The organism is Mycobacterium sp. Dal123C01 (assembly GCF_052566995.1).
In genome coordinates, this window is sequence record NZ_CP199580.1 from 3,568,403 (window position 1) to 3,594,450 (window position 26,048).

The window sequence follows — 26,048 nt, forward strand, 5'->3', positions numbered from 1 at the left end:
CACTAGCCCTTTTCGCAGATATCCTCCAGCACCGCGAACATCGTCCGGGTCGGTACACCCGTGGAGCCCTTCGGGGAGTACCCCCACGGGCTGCCGGTGTTATAGGCCGGTCCAGCAACGTCGATGTGCGCCCAGCCCACCCCGTCGGCGACGAACTCGCGCAGGAACACCCCGGCCACCAGCATGCCGGCGAAGCGCTGGCCGCTGATATTGGACAGGTCGGCCACCTGGGACTTCAGGTCATCCTTCAGGTCGTCGGGCAGCGGCATCGGCCAGCCGTTTTCGCCCACCTGCTGCGAGATCGCCGCGACCCGGTCACGGAACTCGTCGCTGCCCATCACCCCGGGGATGCGGGCGCCCAGCGCCACCGTCTGCGCACCGGTCAGCGTGGACGTCTCGATCAGGTAGTCCGGGTTGTCCTCGCATGCCCGCACGATGGCGTCGGCCAGGATGAGCCGGCCCTCGGCGTCGGTGTTCTGCACCTCGACCGTGATGCCGCCGTACTGCGTCAGCACGTCGCCCGGGCGCTGCGCCGTCGACGACGGCATGTTCTCGGCCATCGGCACGGTGGCGATCACGTCGATCGGTAGCTCGAGCTGCGCGGCCAGCGTGACCGTCGCGATCACCGCGGCGGCACCGCCCATGTCCGAGGTCATGTAATGCATTGAGGCGGCCGGCTTGATCGAGATGCCGCCGGTGTCGAACGTGACGCCCTTGCCGACCAGGGCCACCGTCTTGGCCTGCTTGGGTTTCTTGGCCAGCTTCGAACCGCGATGGATCAGCCGCACCAGCCGCGGTGGTCGCGACGAGCCCTGCCCGACGCCGATGATCCCGCCGTAGCCGGCTTTTTGCAGCGCCTTGTCGTCGAGCACTTCCACTTCAAGGCCGACGGATTCACCCAAAGTCTTTGCGCGCTTGGCGAATTCGGCGGGAAAAAGGTGGCTGGGCGGGGTGTTGACGAAGTCGCGAGCGGTGGCGACCGCGGCCGCGACGGCCGCACCGTGGGCGGCCTGCTTCTTGGCATCCTTGCCGGTAGCGAGCACGGTGATCTTGCTGAGCCCTTTGTCTTTGGGCGCGGTCTTGCCGCTGCGGAACGCGGTGAACCGGTAGCTGCCCAGGATCAGCCCTTCGACGGCGGCGGAGCCGACATCGTCGCCGGGCAACTCGGCCAGCGTGGTGATCACCGTTTCGGCGCCGCCAAGCGAACGCGCGGCCACACCGGACGCACGCCGGATGGTGTCGGCAGACCAATCGGATCGCGCCTTGCCCAGGCCGATCGTGAGCACGCTGGCCACCGGAAGCGAGGGCACCACCAGCCGGTGTACCTGTTCGCTGCCGCCGGTGGCGTCCAGCGCTTGCAGGCCGGCCTCGATCTCGGCGACCGCTTCGGCGGGCAGGAAGGGCTCGGCGGAGACAACGGTCGCGCCCGGCCGGTCTTCGTCACCGGTCGAGACGACCGGCACGAGCAATACCGACGAACCCGCGCCGCGTTTAGGCAGCGACGTGGCGACAGTGACGGCAGGGGCCTGGTATCCGGATTCGGTGCTCACAGGAATTACCCTAGTCACCGGGATGGGGCTTAGATCGGCTATGTCCTTGGGCGCAGATCGAATGCGGCGACCGGGGCGTCAAAACCCTTGAGTGTCAACAGACTCTGGGCGGCCGCGGGCCAGTCCGGCAACATGTCACGCAGTTCGGAGGTGGCCAGGATCTGTTCTGGCGCCGCTGCGGCAACGAGTCGGGCGGCCAGGTTGACCGGGTTGCCGAAGTAGTCGCCGTTGATGGCCACGACCGTGCCGAACGCCAGACCGGCGCGGACCTGCAGCCCTTCCTCGCGCGCCGAGGGGTGGTCGACGAGATCAATCGCCGCCCGCACCAGCGCCTCGGGCGACGAACTCACCCACATCACCTCGTCGCCGATGAACTTCACCACCCGGCCGCCGTCGGCATGCACGACGTCGGAGACGGTGCCGGCGAACTCGTTGAGCATGTACGACAACTCCGCCGGCGTCAGCGCCTGCGTCAACGCGGTGAAGCCGGACAGATCCGCGAAACCAACGCCGCACACCACCGACGACGACGCGTCGCGCAGGACACCCTCGAAGTAGGTCCGGGCGCTGATCAGGTGGTGTCGGTGGACGGTGTCGATCAATGCCCCGAGTCGGGGGATGAACTCGGCGACCGCGCGGTACGCCTGCGCGGTGGCGAGCTCGTCGCGGGTGTGGGTCATCAGAATGTCCGGCGTCCCGCCGCGGATCATCGTCGCCTCGGCCTCGGCGAGCCTGGCCATGGCGGCGCCCAGTACCCGCAGCAGGCCCAATGCACCGTCCGGGCCGACCACCGCCTTGAGCGCGAGCCAGGTTGCCAGGGCGTCGACGTCGGCCTGACTCAGCACCGGAATATCGGGACCGGCGACAGTCAAGCCGAGCAAAGCCCAGGCGCGCGCGACATCCTCGGCTGCTATCCCGAGTTCCTCGGCCGCGGTCTGCAACGTGTAGATCGGGCGCCCCGACCACGACAGCACATCACCGGCAAGGCCGAACAGCCGGCCGCGGAGTTCGGCTTCCACCATTTCTTCGACCGTGAAGCCAAGGTCGTCCAGATACTTGATCAGGTCGGCCCGCTCGTGTGGGTTGGCGATTCCCGCGGCCTCAAGCGCATCGGAGTCCAGCGGATCGATCACCTATCAAAGTGTGCCACTAGGGTGAGACGTCGTGAGCGATGCGCCGGAACTGCTGACGGGACCACTGGAAGACCGCCACCGTGAGTTGGGCGCCAGTTTTGCCGAGTTCGGCGGCTGGCTGATGCCGGTGTCCTATGCAGGCACGGTCAGTGAGCACAATGCGACCCGCAACGCGGTCGGCCTGTTCGACGTCAGCCACCTCGGCAAGGCGCTGATCCGCGGACCGGGTGCCGCGCAGTTCGTCAACTCCGCGCTGACCAACGACCTGGGCCGTATCACGCCGGGCAAGGCTCAATACACACTGTGCTGCACCGAATCCGGTGGCGTCATCGACGACCTGATCGCCTACTACGTCGACGACGACGAGATCTTTCTGGTGCCCAATGCCGCCAACACCGCCGCGGTGGTCGAGGCGTTGCAGGACGCGGCGCCCGCCGGCCTGACGATCACCGACGAGCACCGCAACTACGCCGTGCTGGCGGTCCAGGGTCCGCGATCGGCCGACGTGCTCGCCGAGCTGGGGCTGCCGACCGGCATGGATTACATGGGGTACGCCGACGCCGAATATTCCGGCGTGCCCGTGCGTGTCTGCCGCACCGGTTACACCGGCGAACACGGCTACGAACTGTTGCCGCCCTGGAAGTCCGCGGGTGTGGTGTTCGACGCGCTGGCGACGGCGGTCTCAGCGGCCGGCGGCGAACCGGCCGGCCTGGGGGCCCGTGACACCCTGCGCACCGAGATGGGCTACCCGCTGCACGGGCACGAGCTGTCGCTCGACATCTCGCCCCTGCAGGCTCGCTGCGGCTGGGCGATCGGCTGGAAGAAGGACGCGTTCTTCGGCCGCGATGCGCTGCTGGCCGAGAAGTCGGCGGGGCCGCGACGGCTGCTGCGCGGTCTGCGGATGCTGGGCCGCGGTGTGTTGCGGCCCGGGCTGACGGTGCTCGCCGGGGATAAACCGGTCGGGGTCACCACATCCGGGACGTTTTCGCCGACGCTGCAGGCCGGCATCGCGCTCGCGTTGATCGACACCGACGCGGGGGTCGAAGACGGCCAGCAGGTCACCGTCGACGTCCGCGGTCGCGCCGCCGAGTGCGAAGTGGTGCGTCCGCCGTTCGTCGAGCTGAAAACCCGCTAGCCGCCGCCCGTTCACGCGGCAAAATCCCGTTGGCACCCGCATATACAATCGGCGCATGACGAGCGGCCTTCTCGAGTTCACCGTTCAACGCGCGTCTAATCCCGCGTCCGGCGTTGAACGTGAATCGATCCTGGCCGACCCCGGTTTCGGCAAATTCTTCACCGACCACATGGTGTCGATCGACTACTCCGACGGCCAGGGCTGGCACAACGGGCGAGTGATTCCGTACGGCCCGATTCAGCTGGACCCGTCGGCGATCGTGCTGCACTACGCCCAAGAGGTTTTCGAGGGACTGAAGGCATACCGCTGGGCCGACGGCTCGGTCGTGTCGTTTCGCCCGGACGCCAACGCCGCCCGGATGCGCTCGTCGGCGCGGCGTATCGCGATCCCCGAGCTGCCCGAAGAGCTCTTCATCGAATCACTGCGCCAGCTCATCGCCGTCGACAGCGAATGGGTGCCCCGGGCCGGCGGCGAAGAGGCCCTGTATCTGCGGCCGTTCATCTTCGCGACCGAGCCCGGACTGGGAGTACGGCCGGCCAAGCACTATCGGTACCTGCTGATCGGGTCACCGGCGGGCGCGTATTTCAAGAACGGCGTCAACCCCGTGGACGTCTGGGTGTCAACGGATTACGTGCGAGCCTGCCCTGGCGGTACCGGCGCGGCCAAGTTCGGCGGCAACTATGCCGCGTCGCTGGTGGCTCAGGCCGAAGCCGCGGAAAACGGTTGCGACCAAGTGGTCTGGCTGGATGCCGTCGAGCGTCGCTTCGTCGAAGAGATGGGCGGCATGAACCTGTTCTTCGTGCTGGGCAGCGGCGGGTCGTCGCGGCTGGTCACCCCGGAGCTGTCCGGCTCGCTACTGCCCGGCATCACGCGGGATTCGTTGCTGCAGTTGGCGATTGACGCCGGATTCACCGTCGAAGAGCGCAAGATCGATATCGACGAGTGGCAGAAGAAGGCCACCGCGGGGGAGATCACCGAGGTATTCGCCTGTGGCACAGCCGCCGTCATCACGCCGGTCGCGCGGGTGAAGTACGCCGACACCGAGTTCACCATCGCCGACGGCCAACCGGGTGAAGTGACGATGGCGCTGCGCGACACGCTGACCGGCATTCAGCGCGGCACCTTCGCCGACACCCACGGCTGGATGTCCCGTCTGGGCTAGTGCCCCTCCGGCTAGCAGCGGACCAACGCCGCAAGCGCCACGGCGCTGACCGTCGTGGTCAGTTCGATAGCGGCGCCCAGCACATCGCCGCTGATGCCGCCGAAGCGGCGCACACAGTGCCCGACCAGGACCGCGCCGCAGCACGCCGCCACCAACACCGCGGCCGGCCCCTGCCACGGTCGCGGACCCGCCACCAGCGAAACCCCAAGCAGCACCGCGATCCAGCCCGCGACCACCGGGATGGGTTGGGTGCCGGCGACCTGGGCGCCCAGGGCGCTACCGTCGGCCGCCGGCACCGAACGGCGGCACGCCAGCACGGCGGTCACTCGGCCGGCAACGACCGCCACGATGATCGCCGCAAGCCCGTGGTGCCAGCTCACGCCGAGCGCCGAAAATGCCAATCCCTGCAACGTGATCACCAGCACGACGGCCGCGACACCAAACGGTCCCGTCGACCCGTCGCGCATCACCGCCAGTGCCCGCGGCGGCGGCCCGTAGCAGCCCAGCCCGTCGGCCGTATCGGCGACGCCGTCGATGTGCAGTCCACGGGTAACGAGCAAAAGTGCTGCCACCGCAAGCAATCCCGGCAGCGGGCTGGACACACCGAAGGCGAGCGCCCCGCCCCACGTGACACCCGCGGCCAGCGCGCCCAAGGCCGCGCCGACCACCGGTAGTGCGGTCATCGCGCCGCGGCCCATCGGAGCGTCGTCCGCAACCGGCACCGGCAACACCGTTGCGAACGCGAAAGCCGTTGCCAGCGAACGAATCACGGTGTGGAAGCCGGCCCAGGAGCGTCGTCGGGCCGGGTGGAGACACCGGCCTGGGTGAACGTCGCCATCGACGACAGCGTGGCCACCGCGGCGCGCAGCACCGGCAGCGCCAGCGCCGCGCCGGTGCCCTCGCCCAGCCGCATGCGCAGGTCCAGAATCGGGTCCAACTCGAGCGCGGCCAACGCCAGCGCATGAGCCGGCTCGGTGGATCGGTGGCCCGCTTGCCACCACTGCCGCGCGCCCGGTGCCAGCCGTTCGGCGACCAGGGCCGCGGCCGTCACCGCCATGCCGTCGAGCAGCAGTGGAGTGCGCCGCACCGCGGCTTGCGCGCAAAAGCCCGCGATCGCAGCCAGATCCGCACCGCCGCAAGAGCGCAGCAACGCGACGGGGTCGGGCAGTACCTGCTGCGTCCGGAACAAGGCGTCGCGGACTACGGCCGTCTTGCGTGCCCAGCCCGCATCGTCGATCCCCGACCCGAAGCCGACCACCACGACCGGCTCGGCGTTGGTCAGCGCCGCTACCAGAACCGCTGCCGCGGTGGTGTTTCCGATGCCCATGTCGCCGGCGATGAGCAGGTCGGCGCCCGCATCGACCTCCTCGTCGGCGATCTGTCGGCCCGCCGCGATCGCCCTGGCCGTCTCTTCGTCGGTCAACGCGTCCTGCACGGCGATATCGCCGCTGGCGCGCCGCACCTTGTGGGCGCCGATCTGCTCCGACAACGGGTCGGCGTCGACGGCCAGGTCGGCGATGCGCACGGTCGCGTCGGCGATCGCTGCCAGCGTGTTGATCGCCGCCCCGCCGGCGTCGATGTTGGCGACCATCTGGGCGGTCACCTCCGGCGGGTAGGCCGACATCCCGGACCGGGCCACACCGTGGTCACCGGCGAACACCACCACCCGAGCGCGCTCAAACTGCCGTGGCGGGCAGGTGCCCTGGCACGACGCGATCCAGACCGACAGGTCCTCCAGACGGCCCAGCGCGCCGCGTGGCTTGGTCAGCGTGTCCTGGCGCGCGCGAGCAGCCGCGGCAGCGGACGCATCGGGCGGCGAGATCGGCGTGAATTCCATCACGCCACCGACGGTTTGATCGATACCGGCTGACCGGCCACCAACAACACCACCCGATCGCACAACGCCGCGACGCGCTGGTTGAGTGAGCCCAGTTCGTCGGCAAACCTACGGCCGGATGCGGTGGCGGGCACCACGGTCAACCCGACCTCGGGGCTGACGAGCACCAGGGTGGATTCAAACGCGCCGACCGCGCTGAGCATCTCCTGAACCGGGGCTGCCACCGATCCGTTCTCCCACGCCTGGTGGTGATCCAGCGTTCCGGTCAGCCAGCCGCCGAGGTCGTCGACGAGGGTCGGGGTATCCGGCGAATGCCGCAATTCGGTTGTGATGTCCCGGGTTTCGACCGTCGACCAGTGCGCGGGCCGACGGTCGCGATGTTGCGCGACCCGGCGGGCCCAGTCCGCATCGGTCTGGCCGTCCGGCCCGGGGGCCAGGTACCGAACCGGCTGCCCGGGTGAGAGTGACTTGGCGATGGCTTCCTCGGCCCACTCGGATTTGCCCGACCTGATCCCGCCGAGCACCAGGGTGCGCACTGGGGTCAGAAGGCTTTCCGGCAACGGTCAATCGACACTGCTGCCGCGCTCAACTTTGGGCCGGGGCGCGCGCATCCGGCGTATCTGCGAAGCCCGGCCGGCGGCGTACAGGCCTAGCTTCCAACGGCTTTCGGTGTTGCTCGGGAATTTCGCATCGACCAGCCGGCTGACCTTTCGGCCCAGGATCACACCGTCGACGCCCATGACCGCGGTGATCAACAGCATCGCGGGAGAGATGTAAAGCTGCAGCTGCGGAACGGCGAACATGACGAACAGCAGACCCAGCGTCGACGGCATGAACAGGCCGAGCACGTTGCGCCGGGAATCCACCACATCGCGCGCATAACGGCGTATCGGACCCTGGTCGCGCGGCAGCAGGTAGTCCTCGTCGCCGGCCATCATGCGTTCCCGGCGATCCGTCATCCGGGCCCGGCCCGCAGTGCGGTCGGCCTTGCGCTCCTCGCGGCTGAGTTTGGGGCCGGCCAGAGTCTTGCGGCGGGCCCGCGCCTCGGACGACGTCAGGGGCGCCGGCGCAACCGGGCCCTTCTTCGTAGTCCGTCGGGCCTGGTCGCGTTTGGGCGTTGGGCGGCCCTTGGGGTCGGTTCGGCGTGGTGCGCGGGGTGCCGCGTCCGGGGCGGCGTCGGACGCGGCCGGTGCCACGAGATCGCCTTCCAGGACCTCCGCATGGGTTTTCTTACGGCCCAACAGCTTCACAACCGCCAGGTTACTTCGCAGGCGACCCGGTTCCCGCATGGCCCCGTCAGGCATCGCCATAGCTCTGCGCCCGCGCGATACTTAGACCTACCCTTAACGGTGATGAACGGCTACGGGTGATGGATGACGGCTCGATGGCCACGGATGACGTTCCCGCTGGTCTTTCACCGGGTCGCCTGCAATTGCCCGCCATGCGGGTGCTGGTGGCTCCGGATTGCTACGGCGACAGCCTCTCGGCGGTCGAAGCTGCCGCCGCCATCGCGACCGGCTGGACCCGGTCCCGTCCGGGCGACCAGTTCATCGTTGCCCCGCAATCCGACGGCGGACCGGGTTTCATCGAGGTGCTGGCCAATCGGCTGGGGGAGAAGCGGCGCATCCGGGTGATGGGGCCGCTGGACACGACGGTGGACGCGGAGTGGGTGTGGGATCCCGACTCGGCGACCGCCTACCTGGAGTGTGCGCAGGCGTGTGGCCTGGCCTTGCTGGGCCGTCCGGTCGACCCGGAGACCGCGCTGACCGCGCACAGCAGGGGAGTCGGACAGCTCATCACGGAGGCGCTACGGTCCGGGCCGATGCGAATCGTCGTCGGGCTGGGCGGCAGCGCGTGCACCGACGGCGGGCAAGGAATGATCGCCGAGCTGGGCGGTCTGGAAGTCGCTCGTCGGCAACTGGCCCATGTCGAGCTGATCGCCGCCTCGGACACCGAATATCCGCTGGTGGGGCCGTGGGGCGCGGCCCGGGTGTTCGGGCCGCAGAAGGGCGCGGACACGGTCACCGTCGCCGCACTCGAGGTCCGCCTCGAGGCGTGGGCGCTGCAACTGGAAGCAGTGGCCGGACGGGATGTGAGCTCCGAGCCGGGGGCCGCCGCCGCCGGTGGTATCGGCGCGGGGCTGCTCGCGCTCGGGGGCCGCTGCGAGTCCGGCGCGGCGATCATCGCCGAACACACCCATTTGGCCGACGACCTGGACACCGCGGAGCTGATCGTCACCGGCGAAGGCACGTTCGACGAGCAGTCCCTGCACGGAAAGGTGGTCGGCTCGCTCGCGGACGCGGCCGGCCCGCTGGGAATTCCGGTGATCGTGCTGGCCGGGCAGGTCGGCCTGGAGAAATCCGCGGTGCGATCGGCGGGCATCATGTCGGCGCTGTCCATGGCCGAATACGCCGGCTCGGTGGGATTGGCGCTGGCCGATGCGGCAAATCAGCTGATGGGATTAGCGTCACAGGTAGCGGCGCGACTCGGGAATAGCGGTCCTGCAAGGTACCGTTGAGGCAGTGGGTTTACCCCGCGCGGTTCCGGTGCCCGGGCACCCACCCAACAACAGGCATGTAGGAGAACTAATGACGGTGGAAAACGAGACGACCGCCACGACTCACGGCGCCATCCTCACCGAGGCCGCCGCGATCAAGGCGAAGTCCCTGCTCGACCAGGAGGGCCGCGACGACCTGGCGCTGCGGATCGCGGTCCAGCCCGGCGGGTGCGCGGGGCTGCGCTACAACCTGTTCTTCGACGACCGGACGCTGGACGGCGACCTGATCGCCGACTTCGGCGGCGTGAAGCTGACGGTGGACCGGATGAGCGCGCCCTACATCGAAGGCGCGTCGATCGACTTCGTCGACACCATCGAGAAGCAGGGCTTCACCATCGACAACCCGAACGCCACCGGCTCCTGCGCCTGCGGAGACTCCTTCAACTGACCCGCAACGGCTAGTGACCGGCGGCTAGTACGAGCCCCCGGTACGCAGCACGTACGAGCACACCAAGATCTCGCCGCGCTGGAATAGCAGCTGCGCGACGCCCTGGACCTGCCCACGCATCGGGCCGCCGGTGGCCGGCGACACCTGCATCGTGAACAGCGTCTGAGCCTGGTATTGCGACAAGTACACGATCTTGTCGATCGAGGTCAGCTGGACCTGCGAGAACTGCTTGCGAAACGCATCGCTGCTCAACTTGGCCAGGGCCTGGTCGGACCGCCGGTCGCGCACGCCGTCGTACAGGCCGCAGAGCGCGTTGCGGGCGATCTCGTCGGTGTTGCGGCTCTCGAGCGCGTCCAGGTAGCCCTGAACCGCCGTTTTGGCCGATGCTTCGGAGAACGCGGCACCGGTGTTGGCCCCATTCGTGCGGACCCCGTACACAATCGCCGCCGTCATCGCGGCTACCAGGGCGATGGCCACCAGAATCCCGATGATCAACCGCCGCGGTGAACGCCGCTTCGGGTAGCCAGGTGGTACCCCCGGGGGCTCGTGCGGGAAGTCGACGGCTTGGGGCTCGTTGTAGGGCACGGGTCCGTCGCCGCCGACAGTGTGGTTCGGCGAGTGCGGACCGCCCATTCTGGTTCTCCTACTGTGGTTGCCGGGACCACGGGCGGGTACCGCCCGCGTATTCGGTCCCGCCGACTTGAGTGAGTTCCCTAGGCAGGCTAGCGCACCACCTTTCGCCGACTGCGGACGCAACGGTGGTCGAAACGCGTAGGTAGGCTGGACGCGCTTACCGATGAAGGGTGGAGATTTCGTGACGATCGCGGTGACTGGTTCGATTGCGACCGATAACCTGATGCGTTTTCCCGGCCGGTTTTCCGAGCACCTGCTGGCCGAGCATCTACAGAAGGTTTCGCTGAGCTTCCTGGTCGACGACCTGGTGATTCATCGTGGCGGCGTGGCGGGCAACATCGCCTTCGCCATCGGCGTGCTGGGTGGGGACGTCGCGCTGGTCGGCGCGGCCGGCGACGACTTCGGCGAATACCGTGAATGGCTGGAGCGCCACGGGGTCAACTGCGAGAACGTGCTGATCTCCAAGACCGCGCACACCGCCCGGTTCACCTGCACCACCGACGAGGACATGGCCCAGATCGCGTCGTTCTATCCCGGCGCCATGTCGGAGGCCCGCAACATCAAGCTCGCCGACGTCGTGTCGTCGGTGGGCAAGCCGGATCTGGTCATCATCGGGGCCAACGACCCCGACGCCATGGTGGTGCACACCGAGGAGTGCCGGAAGCTCGGCTTGGCTTTCGCCGCCGACCCGTCCCAGCAGCTGCCCCGGCTGTCCGGGGACGAGATCAACAAGCTGATCGACGGGGCGGCCTACTTGTTCACCAACGACTACGAGTGGGAGCTGCTGCTCAACAAGACCGGCTGGTCAGAGGCCGATGTGCAGGGCAAGGTCGACCTGCGGGTGACCACGCTCGGCGCTAAGGGCGTCGACATCGTGGAGCGCGACGGCACCACCACCCACGTCGGCGTGGTGCCCGAGAACAGCCAGACCGACCCCACCGGGGTCGGCGACGCGTTCCGGGCCGGCTTCCTCACCGGGCGCAGCGCCGGGCTGAGCCTGGAGCGCGCCGCGCAGCTGGGCTCGCTGGTGGCGGTGCTGGTGCTGGAGTCGACCGGCACGCAGGAGTGGAAGTGGGACCGCGAGGTCGCCAAGAGCCGGTTGGCGGATGCCTACGGCGACGAGGCGGCCGCCGAGATCGCCGCGGTGCTCGCCTAGGTCGCCTATCCGGCCGAGTGTGAACTCACGGCGTTGCGTGTGAGATGAGGGCGGGAATTCCGCGAAAAGTGCGCCCAGGATTCACCTTCAACGCCCTCGCCGCACACTAGAGCTGCACCGGGTAGTGCGGCTCGCCGATCTGGGGCACCACGCTGTGCTCGACGAAGATCGCGTGCCAGAGCATGAAGATCAGCACCGTCCATAGCCGGCGGCTGTGATCGCTGATGCCGCTGCGGTGTTCGTCGAGCATCCGGCGCACGGCGGCGACGTCGACCAAATGACCGGCCTGCGAGGAGTCGACCGTCGCGTAGGCCCACTCCAGCAGCTCGCCGGCGCGCAGCCAATGCCGAATGGGAACCGGGAACCCGAGTTTGGGCCGGTGCAGCACATGCGCGGGGACGACGGGTTCCAGCGCTCGCCGCAGCGCGTACTTGGTGGTCGTGCGGGTGATCTTCGCGTCCACGGGCAACCGGGACGCGACGGCGAACACCTCCGGGTCCAGGAACGGCACCCGGAGCTCCAGCGAGTTGGCCATCGTCATCTTGTCGGCCTTGACCAGAATGTCGCCGCGTAGCCAGGTGAACAGATCGACATGCTGCATACGGGCCACCGGGTCCCAGCCCGTCGATTCGGCGTATACCGAGGCCGTCACGTCGGTGTGCGTCCACTCCTCGCGGAATCCGGGCAAGACGTCGCGCAGCTGCGCATCGGAGAAGCTGCGGGCATTGCCGTAGTAACGCTCCTCGAGGGTCAGCGAACCGCGATGCAGCAGGCTCTTGCCGCGCATGCCCTCGGGCAGCGGTTTGCTCATCTTGCCCACCGAACGCCGCAGCGACCGCGGCAGATAGTCAAAGGGCTTCAGCGACAACGGCTCTCGATAGATCGTGTATCCGCCGAACAACTCGTCAGCGCCCTCGCCGGAGAGCACCACCTTGACGTGCTTGCGGGCCTCGCGCGCGACGAAGAACAGCGGGACCAGCGCCGGATCGGCGACCGGCTCGTCGAGATACCAGACGATCTCGGGCAGGGCGGCGACGAACTCGCCGGCGCTGACCACCTTGGCGATGTGGCGGGCGCCGATCGCCTCGGCCGAGGCCACCGCGACGTCAATCTCGGAGAATCCCTCCCGCTCGAATCCGGTGGTGAAGGTGATCAGCCGGGGGTTATGCCGGATGGCCAGCGCCGCGATCGCGGTGGAGTCGATACCGCCGGACAAGAACGCCCCGACGGTGACGTCGGCGCGCATGTGCTTGGCCACCGAGTCCTCGAGCACCGCGGTGATCTCGTCGTAGCGGGCCTGCTCGGTGTCGCGGGTCATCGGCACCGCGGCGAATCGGGGTACGAAATAGCGGGTGACCTGCGGCGGCACCCCGGGCCGGATGCGCGCGTAGCAGCCGGATTCGAGCCGGCGCACCCCGCGGTGCAGCGTCTCGGGCTCCGGCACGTACTGCAGGACGGTGTAGTGCTGGACGGCTCGGGTGTCGATCGCGGTGTCGAACCCCACCAAATCGACCAGATCCAGCAGGCACTTCTTCTCGCTGGCCACCGCCGTGCCGCCGGTACCGGTCGCCATGAACAGCGGCTTGATGCCGAAAGGGTCTCGGGCGCAAAGTAATTCGCGGGTGACGGTGTCCCACAGTGCGAAGGCGAACATGCCGCGCAGCCGCGTCAACACGTCGGTGCCCCAGTGGTGGTAGCCGGCGACGATGGCCTCGCCGTCACCGTCGGTGGCGAAGGCAGCGTCATGCCGGGCGGCCAGTTCGTCGCGCAGTTCGAGGTAGTTGTAGATCTCGCCGTTGAACACCAGGACGTAGCGGTCGGGCGCCTCGGGTGGGCCCCAGCGCAGCGGCTGATGCGAATGCGCGAGGTCGATGATCGAGAGCCGGTTGAAACCGAATACGACCGATCCGTCGGCTCCCGGATCCGTCCAGGTGCCGGGCTCGTCGGGCCCACGATGGCGCATCAGATGCGACGCGCGGGCAATGGCGCCGTCGGCCCGGGCCGCATGTGCCGCGGCAACGGCATCCTCGGCACCGGCAGGGCCGGGGCCGGTCGCTTGGTCGTTCAGGGCGGCCGGATCGGCCACGAACGCCAGCAGTCCACACACGGCGCCCCAGTATGCCGCACTTCGGCGATGCTTGGGGGCGCCGCACCGGACCGGTCGCGACGACGCGGCAGACGAGCCGGTCGGGGTTTAGTCGCCGGGCTGAGCGGCGTGGTCTACGCTGCGTAGTATTCGATATTCGAGCAGGAGGCGCCAACGTGACACCCGGCGGGCAGTTCCGTTCGCAACGTTTGTCGCAGGGCATGTTTCAGCGCCGTTCCGCAGACGCGCCGCGGGGTTTTTCCCGTCGTCTTCGACCGCTGGCGCTGGCCGGGACGCTGGGAGTTCTCGCGGTCACGCTCAGTGGATGCAGCTGGCAAACGGTATTCGCCCTGGGCTGGCCCGAGGGCATCACGCCACAGGCCCATGTCAACCGGGAGCTGTGGATCGGTGCGGTGATCGCATCCCTGGTCGTCGGCGTCATCGTGTGGGGCCTGATCTTCTGGTCGGCGGCTTTCCACCGGAAGAAGGCAACTGACACCGAACTGCCCCGGCAGTTCGGCTACAACATGCCGCTGGAGCTGGTGCTGACCGTGACGCCGTTCCTGATCGTCTCGGTGCTGTTCTACTTCACCGTCGTGGTGCAGGAGAAAATGCTGCATCTGGACAAGAACCCGGAAGTGGTGATCGACGTCACGGCCTTCCAGTGGAACTGGAAGTTCGGCTATCAGCGCGTCAACTTCAAAGACGGCACGCTGACCTACGACGGCGCCGACGAGGCCCGCAAGAAGGCGATGGTCTCCAAGCCGGAGGGCAAAGACGCTCGCGGCGAGGAGCGCGTCGGGCCGGTGCACGGGATCAACACCGAGGACCGGACCTACCTGAACTTCGACAAGGTCGAAACTCTGGGGACCCCCCAGGAAATTCCGGTCCTGGTGCTGCCGGCCGGCAAGCGCATCGAATTCCAATTGAATTCGGCCGATGTCATCCACGCTTTCTGGGTCCCGGAATTCTTGTTCAAGCGCGACGTGATGGCCTACCCGAAGGAAAACAACTCGGTCAACGTGTTCCAGGTGGAAGAGATCACCAAGACCGGGGCATTTGTCGGTCACTGCGCGGAGATGTGTGGCACGTATCACTCGATGATGAACTTCGAGGTTCGAGTGGTCGAGCCCAACGACTTCAAGGCCTATTTGCAGCAACGGATCGACGGAAAGACGAACGCTCAAGCGTTGCAGGCGATCGCCCAGTCGCCGCTGGCGGTGACCACGCATCCGTTCGACACCCGCCGCGGCGAACTGGCCCAAACAGTAGGTCCAGTAGGTTAGGACACGCAATGCATATTGAAGCGAGGCTGTTCGAATTCATCGCCGCATTCTTCGTCGTCACCGCGGTGCTCTACGGGGTGCTGACTGCGCTGTTCGCTACCGGTGGTGAAGAGTGGGCGGGCACCACCGCGCTGGCGCTCACCGGCGGTTTGGCGTTGATCACGGCCACTTTCTTCCGGTTCGTGGCCCGTCGCCTCGATACCCGGCCCGAGGACTACGAGGGCGCTGAAATCAGCGATGGTGCAGGGGAATTGGGATTCTTCGCCCCGCACAGCTGGTGGCCGCTGCTGGTCGCGTTGTCGGGCTCGGTGGCCGCGGTCGGTATCGCACTGTGGCTGCCGTGGCTGATCGTTGCCGGCGTGGTGTTCATCCTTGCGTCGGCCGCAGGGTTGGTCTTTGAGTACTACGTAGGCCCCGAGAAGCACTGATTTGCGTCTCGAAGGTAACAATCCGGGCATCAGTTGAGCCGTCGCCCGTTTGCCAAGACTTCTTCGCCCCGCTCGGTTCGGTAGGGTTTGCGCAAGCACATGAGAATCTCCCGAGCGCTCGCGGTACGAGGTACCCCTGAAGCCCCGTGCGCAGGTGAGGCAGTTGGACAGGGCAGGCAGACATGAGCGGGCCGAAACCCCCGGGATGGGAACCCGACGAATCCGATTCCGCCAGTGAGCTCGACCACGAAGCGAATTCCGGCAGCGAGCCCGGCGACGAATTGGAACCGATCGACGAGCACGACGACGAATTGCATTCTGATCGCGAACTGGAACCCTTCGACGACAGCGGTGCAATAGCTGCGGCCGACCACAGCGGCGAGACGGACGCATATTCCCGTGCCTACTCCGCACCCGAGGCGGAGCATTTCATCACCGGCCCGTATGTGCCGGCAGATCTGGGGCTCTACGACTACGACAACTACGACGACTCATCCGATGACGACGATGACGACGACGCCGCCCCGCGCTGGCCGTGGATCGTCGGCGTCGCCGCCATCGTGGCCGCGATCGCGCTCGTGGTGTCGGTGTCACTGTTGTTCGCGCGTACCGACACCGACAAACTTGCCAATCCGGGCACCAGCACGCCGTCCACGTCGCCCATGCAGGACGAAATCACCACGACCAAGCCACCGCCTCCGCCGCCACCCACCACGGAACCGCCACCGCCCCCGACAGCTACGGAGACCCAGACTGTGACGGTGACGCCACCGCCCCCGCCGCCCCCGCCGGCGACGTCGACCGCGCCGCCGCCGGCCTCAACGTCGGCAACCGCGGCCCCGCCTCCGCCTCCGCCGCCGACGACGCCGGCCGGTCCACGGCAGGTCACGTATTCGGTGACCGGAACCAAGGCGCCCGGCGACATCATCTCGGTGACCTACGTCGACGCCTCCGGCCGGTCACGTACGCAGCACAACGTGTACATCCCGTGGTCGATGACGGTCACACCGATCTCGCAATCCGACGTCGGCTCGGTCCAGGCGTCCAGCCTTTTCCGGCTCAGCAGGCTCAACTGCTCGATCACCACCAGCGACGGGTCGGTGCTTTCGTCGAACAACACCGACTCACCGCAGACGAGCTGCTGATGGTCAGCAGATACTCCGCGTACCGACGCGGGTCCGACACCATTCCGCCGGACGTCATCGATCGGATCCTGCTGGGGGCGTGCGCCGCGATCTGGCTGCTGTTGTTGGGCGTCAGCGTGGCTGCTGCCGTCGCGCTGGCGGATCTGGGTCGCGGCTTTCACAGCGCGTCCAGCAATACGCACAGCACGCCGTGGGTGTTGTACGCCGTCATCATTGTTTCCGCGTTGATCATCGCCGGGGCCGTACCGGTGCTGTTGCGGGCACGCAGGATGACCAAGGCCGAGCCGCCGATCGTTCGGTCGACGGCCTTGCAGGGTCGCCCGGCGAGCAGGCCGACCGCCGCGCGCCAGGTGGTCGAGCGGGTTCGCCCGCAGCGGGCGCAGGCGGGCGGACCGGCTGGGGAATGGTCCGGCGAGGCCGTGGACCGGGTCTGGCTGCGCGGCACCGTCGTCTTGGCGGCCACGATGGGCGCCGCGCTGATTGCGGTTGCCGCAGCGACCTATTCGATGGCCGTGGGGCACGACGGCCCGTCGTGGGTTGGCTACGGACTGGCCGGAGTCATCACCGCGGCGATGCCGGCGGCCGAGTGGCTGTTCATTCGGCAGCTGCGCGCAGTGGTCGCCGGCAACTAGTCGACGCCCACCCGCGCAGCCGTGTTCACGATGCTTTGGCGAACCTGGGCACCAACTCGTCCTCCCCGAACGTGCTGGTGTACTGCAGACCCCCGTCGTCACGGCAGAAGAATGTCCACTGCCGTGGACTTCTCTGCGGCCCGCCGATCATCTTGACCGTGTAGCGAAGCAGGGTGGGTTGCGCCGTGCCGATGATGTCACCGACCCGAATCTTTTCGGGATGAATCCCGGGTGCGTCGTTCCAGTTCTGTATTGCCATGGACTATCCATCCCTACTTCCGTTGCCCTCAGCCTACTTGCGATTCGGCGATCCGCGTCCCTAACCGACAGGGGAGATCGGGAAGCGCCTACCTGTGGCGTAGCGTCAGGCGTGAGTTGTTTTCGTTGTCAGCGGTCGTATACCGCATCGGCGCGGATGACCTACTCCGCCGCCCCACACCCGTGCGGGCGATGCCGACAGTGAAGGGAACCGCCCGTGGATTGTGCAGCCCGAACTTTCGCGGGCCGGCGAGCCATCATCAGCGGCCCCTCTCGCGGCCCGCAGCGACGGCTGCGATGACACGTCCGTTCGGCGGTCGAGGCCGGTCCAATCCCGTCCGGCTATCGGTGGCTCGTGAGCTCGGCCGCGACATCGACGGCGCGTGGTGGCCACGCGCAGACCGCATCACCAATGAATTGCCTGACGTTGTCGGGGTGCTGACTCCCATGCTGGGAGACATCACGTCCATCAACGTCAACTGGCAACCGCTGCAACGACCACCCGACTTCAACTGGCCGGGATGGGAACACAAGCGTCAGCACGTAATGACCATCAACGGCGAAAACGGTTGCGCCAACCTGTTGATCATCCCGTATGCGACCTACAGCGCGCTCGCGCTGATGGTGATGCGCTGCGCCGCCAACCTGCCGGTCGCCACCGCCGATCGCGAGAAGCCCGCATTCGTGACCGCCGGCTCAATCCTGCGGGCCGCCCACCAGCAACGCGCCCTCAGCTGCCCCTAGCGACCCGCACGCCGACGACGCGGCCCCACGGCTGTTGGAGCTAGTGCTCGCCGTTCGTGGATCCGTTGGTGGTGTCTTGGCGGTCGCGCAGCGCGGTCAGCGCGCGGTGCTCAGCGGCGTGGGCCGCCTCGCGCAGCGCCGCGTCCTCAGACACCGGGTCGGCGAACAAGAAGCTGCCGGTACCCGGCGAGCCGGCCGACCCCAGTTTGTTCATCTTGTTGGGTACCGGCGCGCCCTGGTACTCCAGCGCTAGCGGGTGGCCATGATCGTCGACCGGGCCCAGCGGCTGGTGCAGCTCGATGTAGGCACCGTGCGGGAGCCGCTTGATGATGCCGGTCTCGACGCCATGCTCGAGTAGCGCCCGGTCGCTGCGTTGCAGTCCAACGCACCACCGATAAGTGATGAAGTAGACGAACGGCGGGAGGATCACCATTCCGATGCGCCCGATCCACGTCGTCGCGTTCAGCGAGATGTGGAACGTGAACGCGATGATGTCGTTCATCGCCGCCAGTGTGAGCAGCATGTAGAAGGAAATCGCCATCGCGCCGATCGAGGTGCGCACCGGGACATCCCGCGGCCGCTGCAGCAGGTTGTGGTGCGCGTAGTCGCCGGTGAACCGCTTCTCCAGGAATGGGTAGACGATCAGCAGCATGAAAACGCCACCCATGATCAGCGCAACCCAGACCACCGCGGGAATCGTGTGGTGCCAGAAGTAGAACTCCCATGGCGGCCAGATACGGGCCAGGCCCTCGGTCCACATCATGTAGAAGTCGGGCTGCGATCCGGCCGACACCTGAGATGGCTTGTAGGGACCCAGGTTCCAGATCGGGTTGATCTGTAGCAGGCCGCCCATCAGGCCGAGCACGCCCACGATGGCGGCGAAGAATGCGCCGGACTTGACCGCGAAGATCGGCATCACGCGCACACCGACGACGTTGTGCTCGGTGCGTCCCGGGCCGGGGAACTGGGTGTGTTTCTGGAACCAGACGAACCCCAGATGCATCCCGATCAGGGCCAGGATGATGCCCGGAATCAACAGGATGTGTAGGGCGTACATCCGTGGAATCAGGATGGTGCCGGGGAAGTCACCGCCGAATAGCGCCCAGTGCAGCCAGGTTCCGATCACCGGCATGCCCAGGGTGATCGACGAGAGCGCGGCCCGCAGGCCGATGCCCGACAGCAGGTCGTCGGGCAGCGAGTAACCGAAGTAGCCCTCGAACATGGACAGGATCAACAGCAGCGAGCCGATGACCCAGTTGGCCTCGCGCGGACGCCGGAAGGCGCCGGTGAAGAAGATGCGCGCCAGGTGCACCATGATCGACGCGGAGAACATCAACGCCGCCCAGTGGTGGACCTGCCGGACGAACAGGCCGCCGCGGATCTCAAAGGAGATGTCGAGCGCCGACTGGTAGGCCCGCGACATCTCGACGCCGCGCAGCGGCTGGTAGACGCCGTTGTAGGTGACGTCCACCATCGACGGATCGAAGAACAGCGTCAGCCACACGCCGGTGAGCAGCAGCACGATGAAGCTGTACATCGCGATCTCACCGAGCAGGAACGACCAGTGCGTCGGGAAGACCTTGTTGAGCTGTCTGCGAACTGCCGCCGAGGGGTGATACCGGCTGTCGATGTCCTCGCCTTGGCGGGCCAGGACCTCACCGATGTTCGGGGGACTCAGTTTCGGACTCATGTTGTCGTCCTCTCCCAGAATGCCGGTCCGACGGGCTCAATGAAGTCACCGTTGGCCACCAGATACCCGTTTGAGTCGATGGTGATGGGCAGTTGCGCCAAGGCGCGGGCAGCCGGACCGAAGATCGGCTTCGCGAAATGCAATGCGTCGAACTGCGACTGGTGACAAGGGCACAGGATTCGGTACGACTGCTGCTCGTACAGCGATGACGGGCAACCCAGATGCGAGCAGACCTTGGTATAGGCGAAGAACTCGCCGAAGTTGAAGCTCTCCTGGCCCTGGCGCTTGACCATCCGCGGCATGTCGGTGGGTCGGATGCGGATCAGCATCACCGGGTTGCGCACGCCCATCTTGATCGTGATCAGCTTTTCGTGCGATTCGATCGTGGTGCCGTCGCCGTCGGACTCCCGCCACGGGAACACCGTCTCCATCCCGCCGGCGTCCATGTCTTCGGGGCGCAGTTTGACGAACGGCGCCCCGGTGGTTGACCCGGTCGAGCGCGCCAGGAAGATCGTTTCGCCGTGGAACCGCGGCGTCCAGCCCGATGTCCACAACACCGCTTTCAGGCCGTCGGCGGTGGGCACGACCGGCTTCCACGGGTTCTTGATCAGACCGCCGGCAAACGCCACCAGGGTGCCGAGACCGAACGCGCCCAGGCCCAGGCCCAACGACGCTCCGACCAGCTTGCGCCGCTTGATCGTCGACGTCTCGAGCGCATCGGTCAGGTTGGCCACGACCGTCTTGCGGTCGATGTCACGGGATGCGCCGTCGTGGCGGTCCTGAATCGAAATCTCTTCCGGGATAAACCGTTTCTGGTAGAGGATGGCGCCGATAGCGATCGACAAGATGGACAGCCCGAAGGTCAGGCCGTACAGCGGGGTGGTCAGCGAGTACACGAAGCTGCCCCCGCCCTCGTTCGACTTGTACTCCCACGGCCAGAACAAGAAAACCAGCAGCAGCGCCAGCCCGAAACCGCCACCTAGCAAAAGCCAGAGGGCAACGCCGCGCTCGGCGCGCTTCTCGGCCTGGGTGCCCTCGACCGGCCAGCGCGGCTCTTTGAAGACGGTCTCGACGCCGTCGATCTTGCCGCCCAGGATGAGCAGTTCCTGGTTGGACATCGCGGCCAGTGCCGCCTCGTCAGGCTCGCGGGGTGTCCCGGTGCCTTTGTCGGTGTCTGAGCCGTCGCTCATGCTCGCGCCCCAATCCACAGTGCCAACCCGATGGCGGCGACCATCCCGATGATCCACATCGCCATGCCCTCGGGCGCGGGTCCGAAGCCGCCGAGGCCATACCCTCCGGGGGACTTCTCCTCGCTGACGCCCTTGACGTAGCCGATGATGTCCTTCTTGGCTTCGAAGGACAGCTGCCAGTCGGCGAACTTCGGCATGTTCTGCGGGCCCGTCAGCATCGCGGTCAGGATCTGCTGCTCATTGGCCTCTCCCAGGTCGGGCGCGAACTTGCCCGAGGACAGCGCGCCGCCCTTGCCGGTGAAGTTGTGGCACGAGGCGCAGTTGAGACGGAACAAGTCGCCGCCGCGGCCCAGGTCGCTGCCGCGCAGCGACTGCATCGCCAGACTGCCGTCGGGGTTGCGCACCACGGTGGGGCCACCGCCGTTGGCCTGCACGTATGCCCCGATCGCGTCGATCTGGGCCTCGTCGAAGATCGGCTCTTTACGCGGCGCCTGTGCCTCGCCGCGCATCGCCGGCATCCGGCCGGTGGACACCTGGAAGTAGACGGCCGCGTCGCCGACGCCGATCAGGCTGGGCCCGTGGTCGGGCACGCCCGCCAGATTGGCGCCGTGGCAGGACACGCAGGAGGTGTCGAACAGCTGCTTGCCGTTGCGCAGCAGCGCCGCGCCCGACTCGTCGGCGACGGCGACCTGGGGAGTGGGGGTCAGCACGGCGGCCACCCCGCCGGAGATGGTCAGCGCGATCATCAGCAGCAGGCCGCCCGACAGCCGGCGGCGAAGACGCCGCCGCGACCGATCGCCCTGCTCTTTGCGGGACTGACTCTGCGGCTTACGGCCGCGGGATCGGATGAATCCCAGGTTCTTCAACCGAGCACTCCTGTTCATCTAGCGCCGGCCTTCAGCGGATGAAATAGATCACGGTGAACAGCGCGATCCACACGATGTCGACGAAATGCCAGTAGTAGGAGACGACGATGCTGGCCGTCGCCTGCGCCGGGGTGAACTTGCTCATCCCGGTACGGGCCAGCAGGAATATGAAGGCGACCAGTCCGCCGGTGACGTGGAGTCCGTGGAAGCCGGTGGCCAGATAGAACACGCTGCCGTAGGCGCTGCCGTGGATGGTCGTCCCGTGGGTCGCCAGGTGGAAGTACTCGTAGGCCTGCCCGAGCACGAAGAACAGCCCCATCAGGAAGGTCACCACGTACCAGCGGCGCAGTCCGAAGACGTCGCCGCGCTCGGCGGCGAACACGCCCATCTGGCAGGTGAACGACGAGGCGATCAACACCAATGTCACCGGCACGGCTTGGTACAGATTCAGCTCGGTGGGCGGCGGTGGCCAGTTCCCGCCGGCCTGCGCCCGCGCCGTGAAATAGAACGCGAACAGACCAGCAAAGAACATGAGCTCGCTGGAAAGCCACACTATGGTGCCAACACTGACCATATTGGGCCGATTCAGCGAATGCACTCGAGACGTGATCGCAGTCCCCGAGGTCCCTACAGCACTCGTCACATCCGCAAGTATGACGCTTTGTAGTTGTTGAACTCTACCCGGGGCGGAAATTAGGTTGGGCGCGTCGTTTTCAGAGGCTTTGCCGCCGCTTTCCCAAGCACCCGGAACGACGGTTGGGCGGGGGTTGGTCCCCGTGGGACCATCGGCGCGTGGCTCTGTCATCTGAGGCTCCTTCGCCCCGAGCGTTTTCCGCGGCTGTGGCCGGGGCGGCGCCGACGTGGCCGCAGCTCCTGGGCCGTCTGACCGACGGGGGGAACCTGGCGCGGGGCCAGGCCGCCTGGGCCATGGACCAGATCATGACCGGCAACGCGAGGCCGGCCCAGATCGCCGCCTTCGCGGTCGCGATGAAGATGAAGGTGCCCACCGCGGCCGAGGTCAGCGAGCTGGCCGACGTGATGCTCAGCCATGCGCGCCGCATACCTGCCGACACGATCACCGACGACGCCGTGGACATCGTCGGTACCGGTGGCGACGGCGTCAACACGGTCAACCTGTCCACGATGGCGGCGATCGTGGTCGCGGCGGCGGGGGTGCCGGTGGTCAAACACGGCAACCGCGCCGCCTCCTCGCTGTCCGGCGGCGCCGACACGCTCGAGGCGCTCGGCGTGCGCATCGACCTCGGGCCAGACCAGGTCGCGCGCAGCCTGGCCGAAGTCGGGATCGGGTTCTGCTTCGCGCCGGTGTTCCATCCCTCCTACCGGCACGCGTCAGCGGTGCGCCGCGAGATCGGGATACCGACTGTCTTCAATCTCCTTGGGCCGCTTACTAATCCGGCTCAACCGCGGGCAGGGTTGATCGGCTGCGCGTTCGCCAATCTCGCCGAGGTGATGGCCGGGGTGTTCGCCGCGCGGCGCGCCAGCGTGCTGGTTGTGCACGGCGACGACGGCCTGGACGAATTGACCACGACCACCACGAGCACGATCTGGCGCGTGCAGGCGGGCACGGTGGACAAGCTGACATTCGATCCGGCGGGGTTCGGGTTCGCCCGCGCCGACCTCGACGAGCTGGTCGGCGGCGACGCGCAAGCCAATGCCGACGAGGTACGAGCCGTGCTGGGCGGTGCCCAGGGCCCGATCCGCGACGCCGTCGTGCTCAACGCCGCGGGCGCGATCGTCGCGCATGCGGGCCTATCCAGCCGCGCTGAATGGTTGCCTGCCTGGGAGGACGGATTGGCGCGCGCCGCCGCGGCCATCGACTCCGGAGCCGCCGAACAGCTGCTCGCGCGTTGGGTGCGGTTCAGCCAGCAGGTCTGAGTCCGGTCCCCGCACCGCCTGCGCCGGATCCTGCTGCGAGGCCAGCCGCGCCGAGCGCGCCGCTGCCGCCCACGCCGCCCAGGCGCCGGCGGATCGCAGCGGTGAGGCCCATCCGACGTCGTCGGCGACCCGCACGATGCGCACTCCCGGGGCGAGGAGCCAGCGCGCGATCAGGGCGGTCTCTTCGACCAGCGCACCGCCGAGCGGGGCGGCCGTCGGCAGGATCGCTTGTGCGCCAGCGTGAATCGCGTCGATGACCGGCATCGGTGGCACCCCACGCCCGGCGGTGCCGGCCGCGGCGAGCTGGCCGTAGCGGATGACGGCGAGGTGGTAGCCCCCGCCGCCGTCGGGTGCGGCGGCGATCAGCTCGGACAGCTCGGACAGCGCCCGCAGCCGCTGACCGCGCCACAGGATCTCGACGGCGGTGGCGGTGCGGTCGCGCAATCGTGCCGCACTCTCGTAGTGGTGCTGTTCTGCCAGCTCGGTGATCTGACAGACGGCCGCGTCCAGCGCGCTGTTGTCGACGCCGTCGATCAGGGCCGCGGCGCGCTGGGTCGCCTCGGCGTAGTGCGCCGCGGTCACGTCGCGGGCGGCGGGGCAGGGCGACACTTCGACGTCGGGGCAGGCGGGTCCGTGCCGGGCCGAACGGCCGAGTCGCTTGGTGCACGTTCGGATTCCGGTGAACCGCGCCAGCAGTGTCGCGGTGTCGGTGGCGTCGGTGCGGGAGCGAAACGGCCCGATGGCGCGGTCGTGTCGCGGGGCCCGCACCACCGACAGCCGGGGGAATGCCTCGTCGCTCAGTGCCACCCACCACCAGCGCTGCGGGAACCTCGACCGGCGGTTGTACGGGGGAGCGTGCGCGGCCAGCATCCGCAGCTCCCGCACGCCGGCCTCCAGCGCGTGGGCGCACTCGACGTGGTCGACCGCGCCGGCCAGCGTGACCATCTCCTTCATCCGGCCGCGGGGGTCGGCGCCGGTGAAGTACTGGCTCACCCGGCGGCGCAGGTCAACGCTGGTGCCGACGTAGAGCACCTCGCCCGAGGGCCCGCGGAACAGGTAGACCCCGGGCCGGTGTGGCAGGCCGTCGGCGAGCACGCGCTTGCGGCGCTGCGTTGGTGTCACGTTCGGCAGATACGCGCGCAGTTCGGCATAGGTGTGCACACCCTGGTTGCCCACCCGCTCGATCAGGGCGTGCAACACCTCGACGGTGGCGCGGGCGTCGTCGAGGGCACGGTGGGTGGGTTGGGTGGCGACGGCGAACAGGCGCCCCAGTGCGGCCAGCGCCACGCTGGGGGCCTCCTCGCGGCTCAACACCCGCCGCGCCAGGCGGACCGTGCACAGCACTTGCGGTTGGGACCAACGGATTTCGCAGTGCTGCGCGGCGGCCCGCAGAAACCCGATGTCGAACCCCGCGTTGTGGGCGACCAGAACCGCATCGCCGGCGAACTCCAAAAACATCGGCAGCACGGCGTCGATGGTCGGGGCGTCGCACACCATCGCCGTCGTGATGCCGGTGAGCTGAACGATCTGGGGCGGGATGCTGCGCTGCGGGTCCACCAGGGTGCCGAACTCGCCAAGCACCACCCCGCCGCGGACCTTGACCGCCCCGATTTCGGTGATGGAGTCGGCGGGTGCTCCGTCGCTACTGCGGCTGCGCCCGCCCGTCGTCTCCAGGTCGACCACGACGAAGGTGGTCTCGCGCAGCAGAGTTTCCGCGCTGGATTCCAGGTCGGCGAAACTCAGTTGAGTCCCACCAGTCACACCCATGGGCGTGACGTTAAGCACCCGGACCGACACCCGCGGGGTTCCCACGCCGAACGCGCTCGGCAAGAGATGTCGGTGCCCGCAGTTAGCGTTGCCGCAGCACGACCCAGCCGGACGAGAGGACCGAACCCGATGGCCCAGAGCAGCGGACCCGACAGCAAAGGCATCGTGGCGCCAGGACCGGGTGCACCGGTGGTGATCGACTGTGACGACTGCGCGGCGCGCGGCCCGGGCTGCCGGGACTGTGTAATCAGCGTGCTACTCGGGGTACCGGAAACGTTGTTGCAGGACGAACGGGCCGCGCTCGAAGTGCTCGCCGAGGTCGGATTGGCGCCGCGGTTGCGTCTGGTGCCGATTCATCGCCACCGCGGGTCAGGTGTCGCATAGTGGCCTTGAGTGCCATAACGCCTGGACCGCTCGCTAATGCCGTCTCGTTCACATAGTTATGACAGAAATCTTTCCATTTTCTTAACGATCTTGTTTGGACAAACGTCGATATCGTTTCGTAACCT

Annotated in this window: 25 protein-coding genes and 1 pseudogene; 12 read left to right on the plus strand and 14 right to left on the minus strand. The window is 67.6% G+C overall.

Annotation, left to right across the window (positions count from 1 at the left end; genetic code table 11):
* Nucleotides 1-2 precede the first annotated feature (2 nt).
* The gene (locus tag ACTXG5_RS16840; RefSeq protein ID WP_445159888.1) at nucleotides 3-1,550 is read right to left on the minus strand and encodes a leucyl aminopeptidase; all 1,548 of its coding nucleotides are present in this window, start codon (nucleotides 1,548-1,550) and stop codon (nucleotides 3-5) included.
* Between the two features lie 38 nt (nucleotides 1,551-1,588).
* Entirely contained in the window at nucleotides 1,589-2,683 is a 1,095-nt protein-coding gene (locus ACTXG5_RS16845) for an adenylate/guanylate cyclase domain-containing protein (RefSeq protein WP_445159889.1), read from the minus strand.
* Nucleotides 2,684-2,714: 31 nt separating this feature from the next.
* Here ACTXG5_RS16845 and gcvT point away from each other — a divergent pair, with 31 nt between their 5' ends.
* Nucleotides 2,715-3,818: a glycine cleavage system aminomethyltransferase GcvT gene (gcvT, locus tag ACTXG5_RS16850; RefSeq protein WP_445159890.1), complete on the plus strand. Its 1,104-nt coding sequence runs from the start codon at nucleotides 2,715-2,717 to the stop codon at nucleotides 3,816-3,818.
* A gap of 55 nt (nucleotides 3,819-3,873) precedes the next feature.
* Complete coding sequence (locus ACTXG5_RS16855; RefSeq protein WP_445159891.1) at nucleotides 3,874-4,980, plus strand: branched-chain amino acid aminotransferase; 1,107 nt, start codon at nucleotides 3,874-3,876, stop codon at nucleotides 4,978-4,980.
* A gap of 11 nt (nucleotides 4,981-4,991) precedes the next feature.
* Here ACTXG5_RS16855 and ACTXG5_RS16860 read toward each other — a convergent pair whose 3' ends face one another.
* From ACTXG5_RS16860 to ACTXG5_RS16875, 4 genes are read right to left on the minus strand one after another with little or no spacing between them, the layout of a single operon-like run.
* Nucleotides 4,992-5,750 carry an adenosylcobinamide-GDP ribazoletransferase gene (locus tag ACTXG5_RS16860; protein WP_445159892.1) on the minus strand — a complete coding sequence of 253 codons (759 nt, stop codon included), beginning with the start codon at nucleotides 5,748-5,750 and terminating at the stop codon, nucleotides 4,992-4,994.
* Entirely contained in the window at nucleotides 5,747-6,817 is a 1,071-nt protein-coding gene (cobT, locus tag ACTXG5_RS16865) for a nicotinate-nucleotide--dimethylbenzimidazole phosphoribosyltransferase (RefSeq protein WP_445159893.1), read from the minus strand. Before cobT ends, ACTXG5_RS16860 begins: the two co-directional genes overlap by 4 nt.
* Nucleotides 6,817-7,353 (minus strand): bifunctional adenosylcobinamide kinase/adenosylcobinamide-phosphate guanylyltransferase, encoded by a 537-nt coding sequence (locus ACTXG5_RS16870; RefSeq protein ID WP_445164458.1) that lies wholly within the window; start codon nucleotides 7,351-7,353, stop codon nucleotides 6,817-6,819. Before ACTXG5_RS16870 ends, cobT begins: the two co-directional genes overlap by 1 nt.
* 27 nt (nucleotides 7,354-7,380) lie before the next feature.
* Nucleotides 7,381-8,013 carry a DUF3043 domain-containing protein gene (locus tag ACTXG5_RS16875; RefSeq protein ID WP_445164459.1) on the minus strand — a complete coding sequence of 211 codons (633 nt, stop codon included), beginning with the start codon at nucleotides 8,011-8,013 and terminating at the stop codon, nucleotides 7,381-7,383.
* Between the two features lie 245 nt (nucleotides 8,014-8,258).
* Here ACTXG5_RS16875 and ACTXG5_RS16880 point away from each other — a divergent pair, with 245 nt between their 5' ends.
* Together ACTXG5_RS16880 and ACTXG5_RS16885 are read left to right on the plus strand one after the other, a co-directional pair.
* Nucleotides 8,259-9,335 (plus strand): glycerate kinase family protein, encoded by a 1,077-nt coding sequence (locus tag ACTXG5_RS16880; RefSeq protein ID WP_445164460.1) that lies wholly within the window; start codon nucleotides 8,259-8,261, stop codon nucleotides 9,333-9,335.
* Between the two features lie 70 nt (nucleotides 9,336-9,405).
* On the plus strand, nucleotides 9,406-9,762 hold the full coding sequence (locus ACTXG5_RS16885) for an iron-sulfur cluster assembly accessory protein (RefSeq protein WP_445159894.1): 357 nt from the start codon (nucleotides 9,406-9,408) through the stop codon (nucleotides 9,760-9,762).
* 24 nt (nucleotides 9,763-9,786) lie between these two features.
* Here ACTXG5_RS16885 and ACTXG5_RS16890 read toward each other — a convergent pair whose 3' ends face one another.
* Nucleotides 9,787-10,395 (minus strand): Rv0361 family membrane protein, encoded by a 609-nt coding sequence (locus tag ACTXG5_RS16890; RefSeq protein WP_445159895.1) that lies wholly within the window; start codon nucleotides 10,393-10,395, stop codon nucleotides 9,787-9,789.
* Nucleotides 10,396-10,576: 181 nt separating this feature from the next.
* Here ACTXG5_RS16890 and ACTXG5_RS16895 point away from each other — a divergent pair, with 181 nt between their 5' ends.
* Complete coding sequence (locus tag ACTXG5_RS16895; RefSeq protein WP_445159896.1) at nucleotides 10,577-11,551, plus strand: carbohydrate kinase family protein; 975 nt, start codon at nucleotides 10,577-10,579, stop codon at nucleotides 11,549-11,551.
* Nucleotides 11,552-11,657: 106 nt separating this feature from the next.
* Here the strand turns inward: ACTXG5_RS16895 and asnB are convergent, their stop codons facing one another.
* Nucleotides 11,658-13,658, minus strand: a complete 2,001-nt coding sequence (gene asnB, locus ACTXG5_RS16900; RefSeq protein WP_445159897.1) for an asparagine synthase (glutamine-hydrolyzing) — start codon at nucleotides 13,656-13,658, stop codon at nucleotides 11,658-11,660.
* 155 nt (nucleotides 13,659-13,813) lie between these two features.
* Between asnB and ctaC the strand changes: the two genes are divergently transcribed.
* From ctaC to ACTXG5_RS16920, 4 genes are all read left to right on the plus strand, one after another.
* Nucleotides 13,814-14,923 carry an aa3-type cytochrome oxidase subunit II gene (ctaC, locus tag ACTXG5_RS16905; protein WP_445164461.1) on the plus strand — a complete coding sequence of 370 codons (1,110 nt, stop codon included), beginning with the start codon at nucleotides 13,814-13,816 and terminating at the stop codon, nucleotides 14,921-14,923.
* A gap of 8 nt (nucleotides 14,924-14,931) precedes the next feature.
* Nucleotides 14,932-15,351: a cytochrome c oxidase subunit 4 gene (locus tag ACTXG5_RS16910; protein WP_313860357.1), complete on the plus strand. Its 420-nt coding sequence runs from the start codon at nucleotides 14,932-14,934 to the stop codon at nucleotides 15,349-15,351.
* A gap of 182 nt (nucleotides 15,352-15,533) precedes the next feature.
* Nucleotides 15,534-16,496, plus strand: coding sequence for an MmpS family transport accessory protein (locus tag ACTXG5_RS16915; protein WP_445159898.1), 963 nt, complete (start codon nucleotides 15,534-15,536; stop codon nucleotides 16,494-16,496).
* A complete protein-coding gene (locus tag ACTXG5_RS16920; protein ID WP_445159899.1) occupies nucleotides 16,496-17,128 on the plus strand; it encodes a DUF2561 family protein in 633 nt (210 codons plus the stop codon). The genes ACTXG5_RS16915 and ACTXG5_RS16920 overlap by 1 nt, the downstream gene beginning before the upstream one ends.
* A 25-nt stretch (nucleotides 17,129-17,153) precedes the next feature.
* On the opposite strand, the gene ACTXG5_RS16925 is transcribed toward ACTXG5_RS16920, so the two are convergent.
* A complete protein-coding gene (locus ACTXG5_RS16925) occupies nucleotides 17,154-17,387 on the minus strand; it encodes a hypothetical protein (protein ID WP_445159900.1) in 234 nt (77 codons plus the stop codon).
* A 296-nt stretch (nucleotides 17,388-17,683) separates the two neighbouring features.
* On the opposite strand from ACTXG5_RS16925, the gene ACTXG5_RS16930 reads away from it, so the two are divergent.
* A complete protein-coding gene (locus ACTXG5_RS16930) occupies nucleotides 17,684-18,130 on the plus strand; it encodes a DUF5994 family protein (RefSeq protein ID WP_445159901.1) in 447 nt (148 codons plus the stop codon).
* A gap of 40 nt (nucleotides 18,131-18,170) precedes the next feature.
* Here the strand turns inward: ACTXG5_RS16930 and qcrB are convergent, their stop codons facing one another.
* From qcrB to ctaE, 4 genes are read right to left on the minus strand one after another with little or no spacing between them, the layout of a single operon-like run.
* Nucleotides 18,171-19,820, minus strand: coding sequence for a cytochrome bc1 complex cytochrome b subunit (gene qcrB, locus ACTXG5_RS16935; RefSeq protein WP_445159902.1), 1,650 nt, complete (start codon nucleotides 19,818-19,820; stop codon nucleotides 18,171-18,173).
* Nucleotides 19,817-21,010, minus strand: a complete 1,194-nt coding sequence (gene qcrA, locus ACTXG5_RS16940) for a cytochrome bc1 complex Rieske iron-sulfur subunit (RefSeq protein WP_445159903.1) — start codon at nucleotides 21,008-21,010, stop codon at nucleotides 19,817-19,819. The genes qcrB and qcrA overlap by 4 nt, the downstream gene beginning before the upstream one ends.
* Nucleotides 21,007-21,876, minus strand: a complete 870-nt coding sequence (gene qcrC / locus ACTXG5_RS16945; RefSeq protein WP_445164462.1) for a cytochrome bc1 complex diheme cytochrome c subunit — start codon at nucleotides 21,874-21,876, stop codon at nucleotides 21,007-21,009. The genes qcrA and qcrC overlap by 4 nt, the downstream gene beginning before the upstream one ends.
* Before the next feature lie 31 nt (nucleotides 21,877-21,907).
* Nucleotides 21,908-22,519: an aa3-type cytochrome oxidase subunit III gene (ctaE, locus tag ACTXG5_RS16950; RefSeq protein WP_445159904.1), complete on the minus strand. Its 612-nt coding sequence runs from the start codon at nucleotides 22,517-22,519 to the stop codon at nucleotides 21,908-21,910.
* Nucleotides 22,520-22,668: 149 nt separating this feature from the next.
* Here ctaE and trpD point away from each other — a divergent pair, with 149 nt between their 5' ends.
* Complete coding sequence (trpD, locus tag ACTXG5_RS16955) at nucleotides 22,669-23,772, plus strand: anthranilate phosphoribosyltransferase (RefSeq protein WP_445159905.1); 1,104 nt, start codon at nucleotides 22,669-22,671, stop codon at nucleotides 23,770-23,772.
* Here trpD and ACTXG5_RS16960 read toward each other — a convergent pair.
* Nucleotides 23,710-25,539, minus strand: a pseudogene (locus ACTXG5_RS16960) (DEDD exonuclease domain-containing protein); the annotation flags it as partial. The gene trpD and the pseudogene ACTXG5_RS16960 sit on opposite strands and share 63 nt — an antisense overlap.
* A gap of 129 nt (nucleotides 25,540-25,668) precedes the next feature.
* On the opposite strand from ACTXG5_RS16960, the gene ACTXG5_RS16965 reads away from it, so the two are divergent.
* Nucleotides 25,669-25,923: a hypothetical protein gene (locus ACTXG5_RS16965; RefSeq protein WP_445159906.1), complete on the plus strand. Its 255-nt coding sequence runs from the start codon at nucleotides 25,669-25,671 to the stop codon at nucleotides 25,921-25,923.
* Nucleotides 25,924-26,048: the final 125 nt, after the last annotated feature.

Coding starts and splice junctions, on each gene's coding strand:
- ACTXG5_RS16855 (WP_445159891.1), top strand. CDS start 3,874: ATGACGAGCGGCCTTCTCGAGTTCACCGTTCAACGCGCGTCTAATCCC.
- cobT (WP_445159893.1), bottom strand. CDS start 6,817: ATGGAATTCACGCCGATCTCGCCGCCCGATGCGTCCGCTGCCGCGGCT.
- ACTXG5_RS16880 (WP_445164460.1), top strand. CDS start 8,259: ATGCGGGTGCTGGTGGCTCCGGATTGCTACGGCGACAGCCTCTCGGCG.
- ACTXG5_RS16885 (WP_445159894.1), top strand. CDS start 9,406: ATGACGGTGGAAAACGAGACGACCGCCACGACTCACGGCGCCATCCTC.
- ACTXG5_RS16890 (WP_445159895.1), bottom strand. CDS start 10,395: ATGGGCGGTCCGCACTCGCCGAACCACACTGTCGGCGGCGACGGACCC.
- ACTXG5_RS16910 (WP_313860357.1), top strand. CDS start 14,932: ATGCATATTGAAGCGAGGCTGTTCGAATTCATCGCCGCATTCTTCGTC.
- ACTXG5_RS16915 (WP_445159898.1), top strand. CDS start 15,534: ATGAGCGGGCCGAAACCCCCGGGATGGGAACCCGACGAATCCGATTCC.
- ACTXG5_RS16920 (WP_445159899.1), top strand. CDS start 16,496: ATGGTCAGCAGATACTCCGCGTACCGACGCGGGTCCGACACCATTCCG.
- ACTXG5_RS16925 (WP_445159900.1), bottom strand. CDS start 17,387: ATGGCAATACAGAACTGGAACGACGCACCCGGGATTCATCCCGAAAAG.
- ACTXG5_RS16930 (WP_445159901.1), top strand. CDS start 17,684: ATGACACGTCCGTTCGGCGGTCGAGGCCGGTCCAATCCCGTCCGGCTA.
- qcrB (WP_445159902.1), bottom strand. CDS start 19,820: ATGAGTCCGAAACTGAGTCCCCCGAACATCGGTGAGGTCCTGGCCCGC.
- qcrA (WP_445159903.1), bottom strand. CDS start 21,010: ATGAGCGACGGCTCAGACACCGACAAAGGCACCGGGACACCCCGCGAG.
- ACTXG5_RS16965 (WP_445159906.1), top strand. CDS start 25,669: ATGGCCCAGAGCAGCGGACCCGACAGCAAAGGCATCGTGGCGCCAGGA.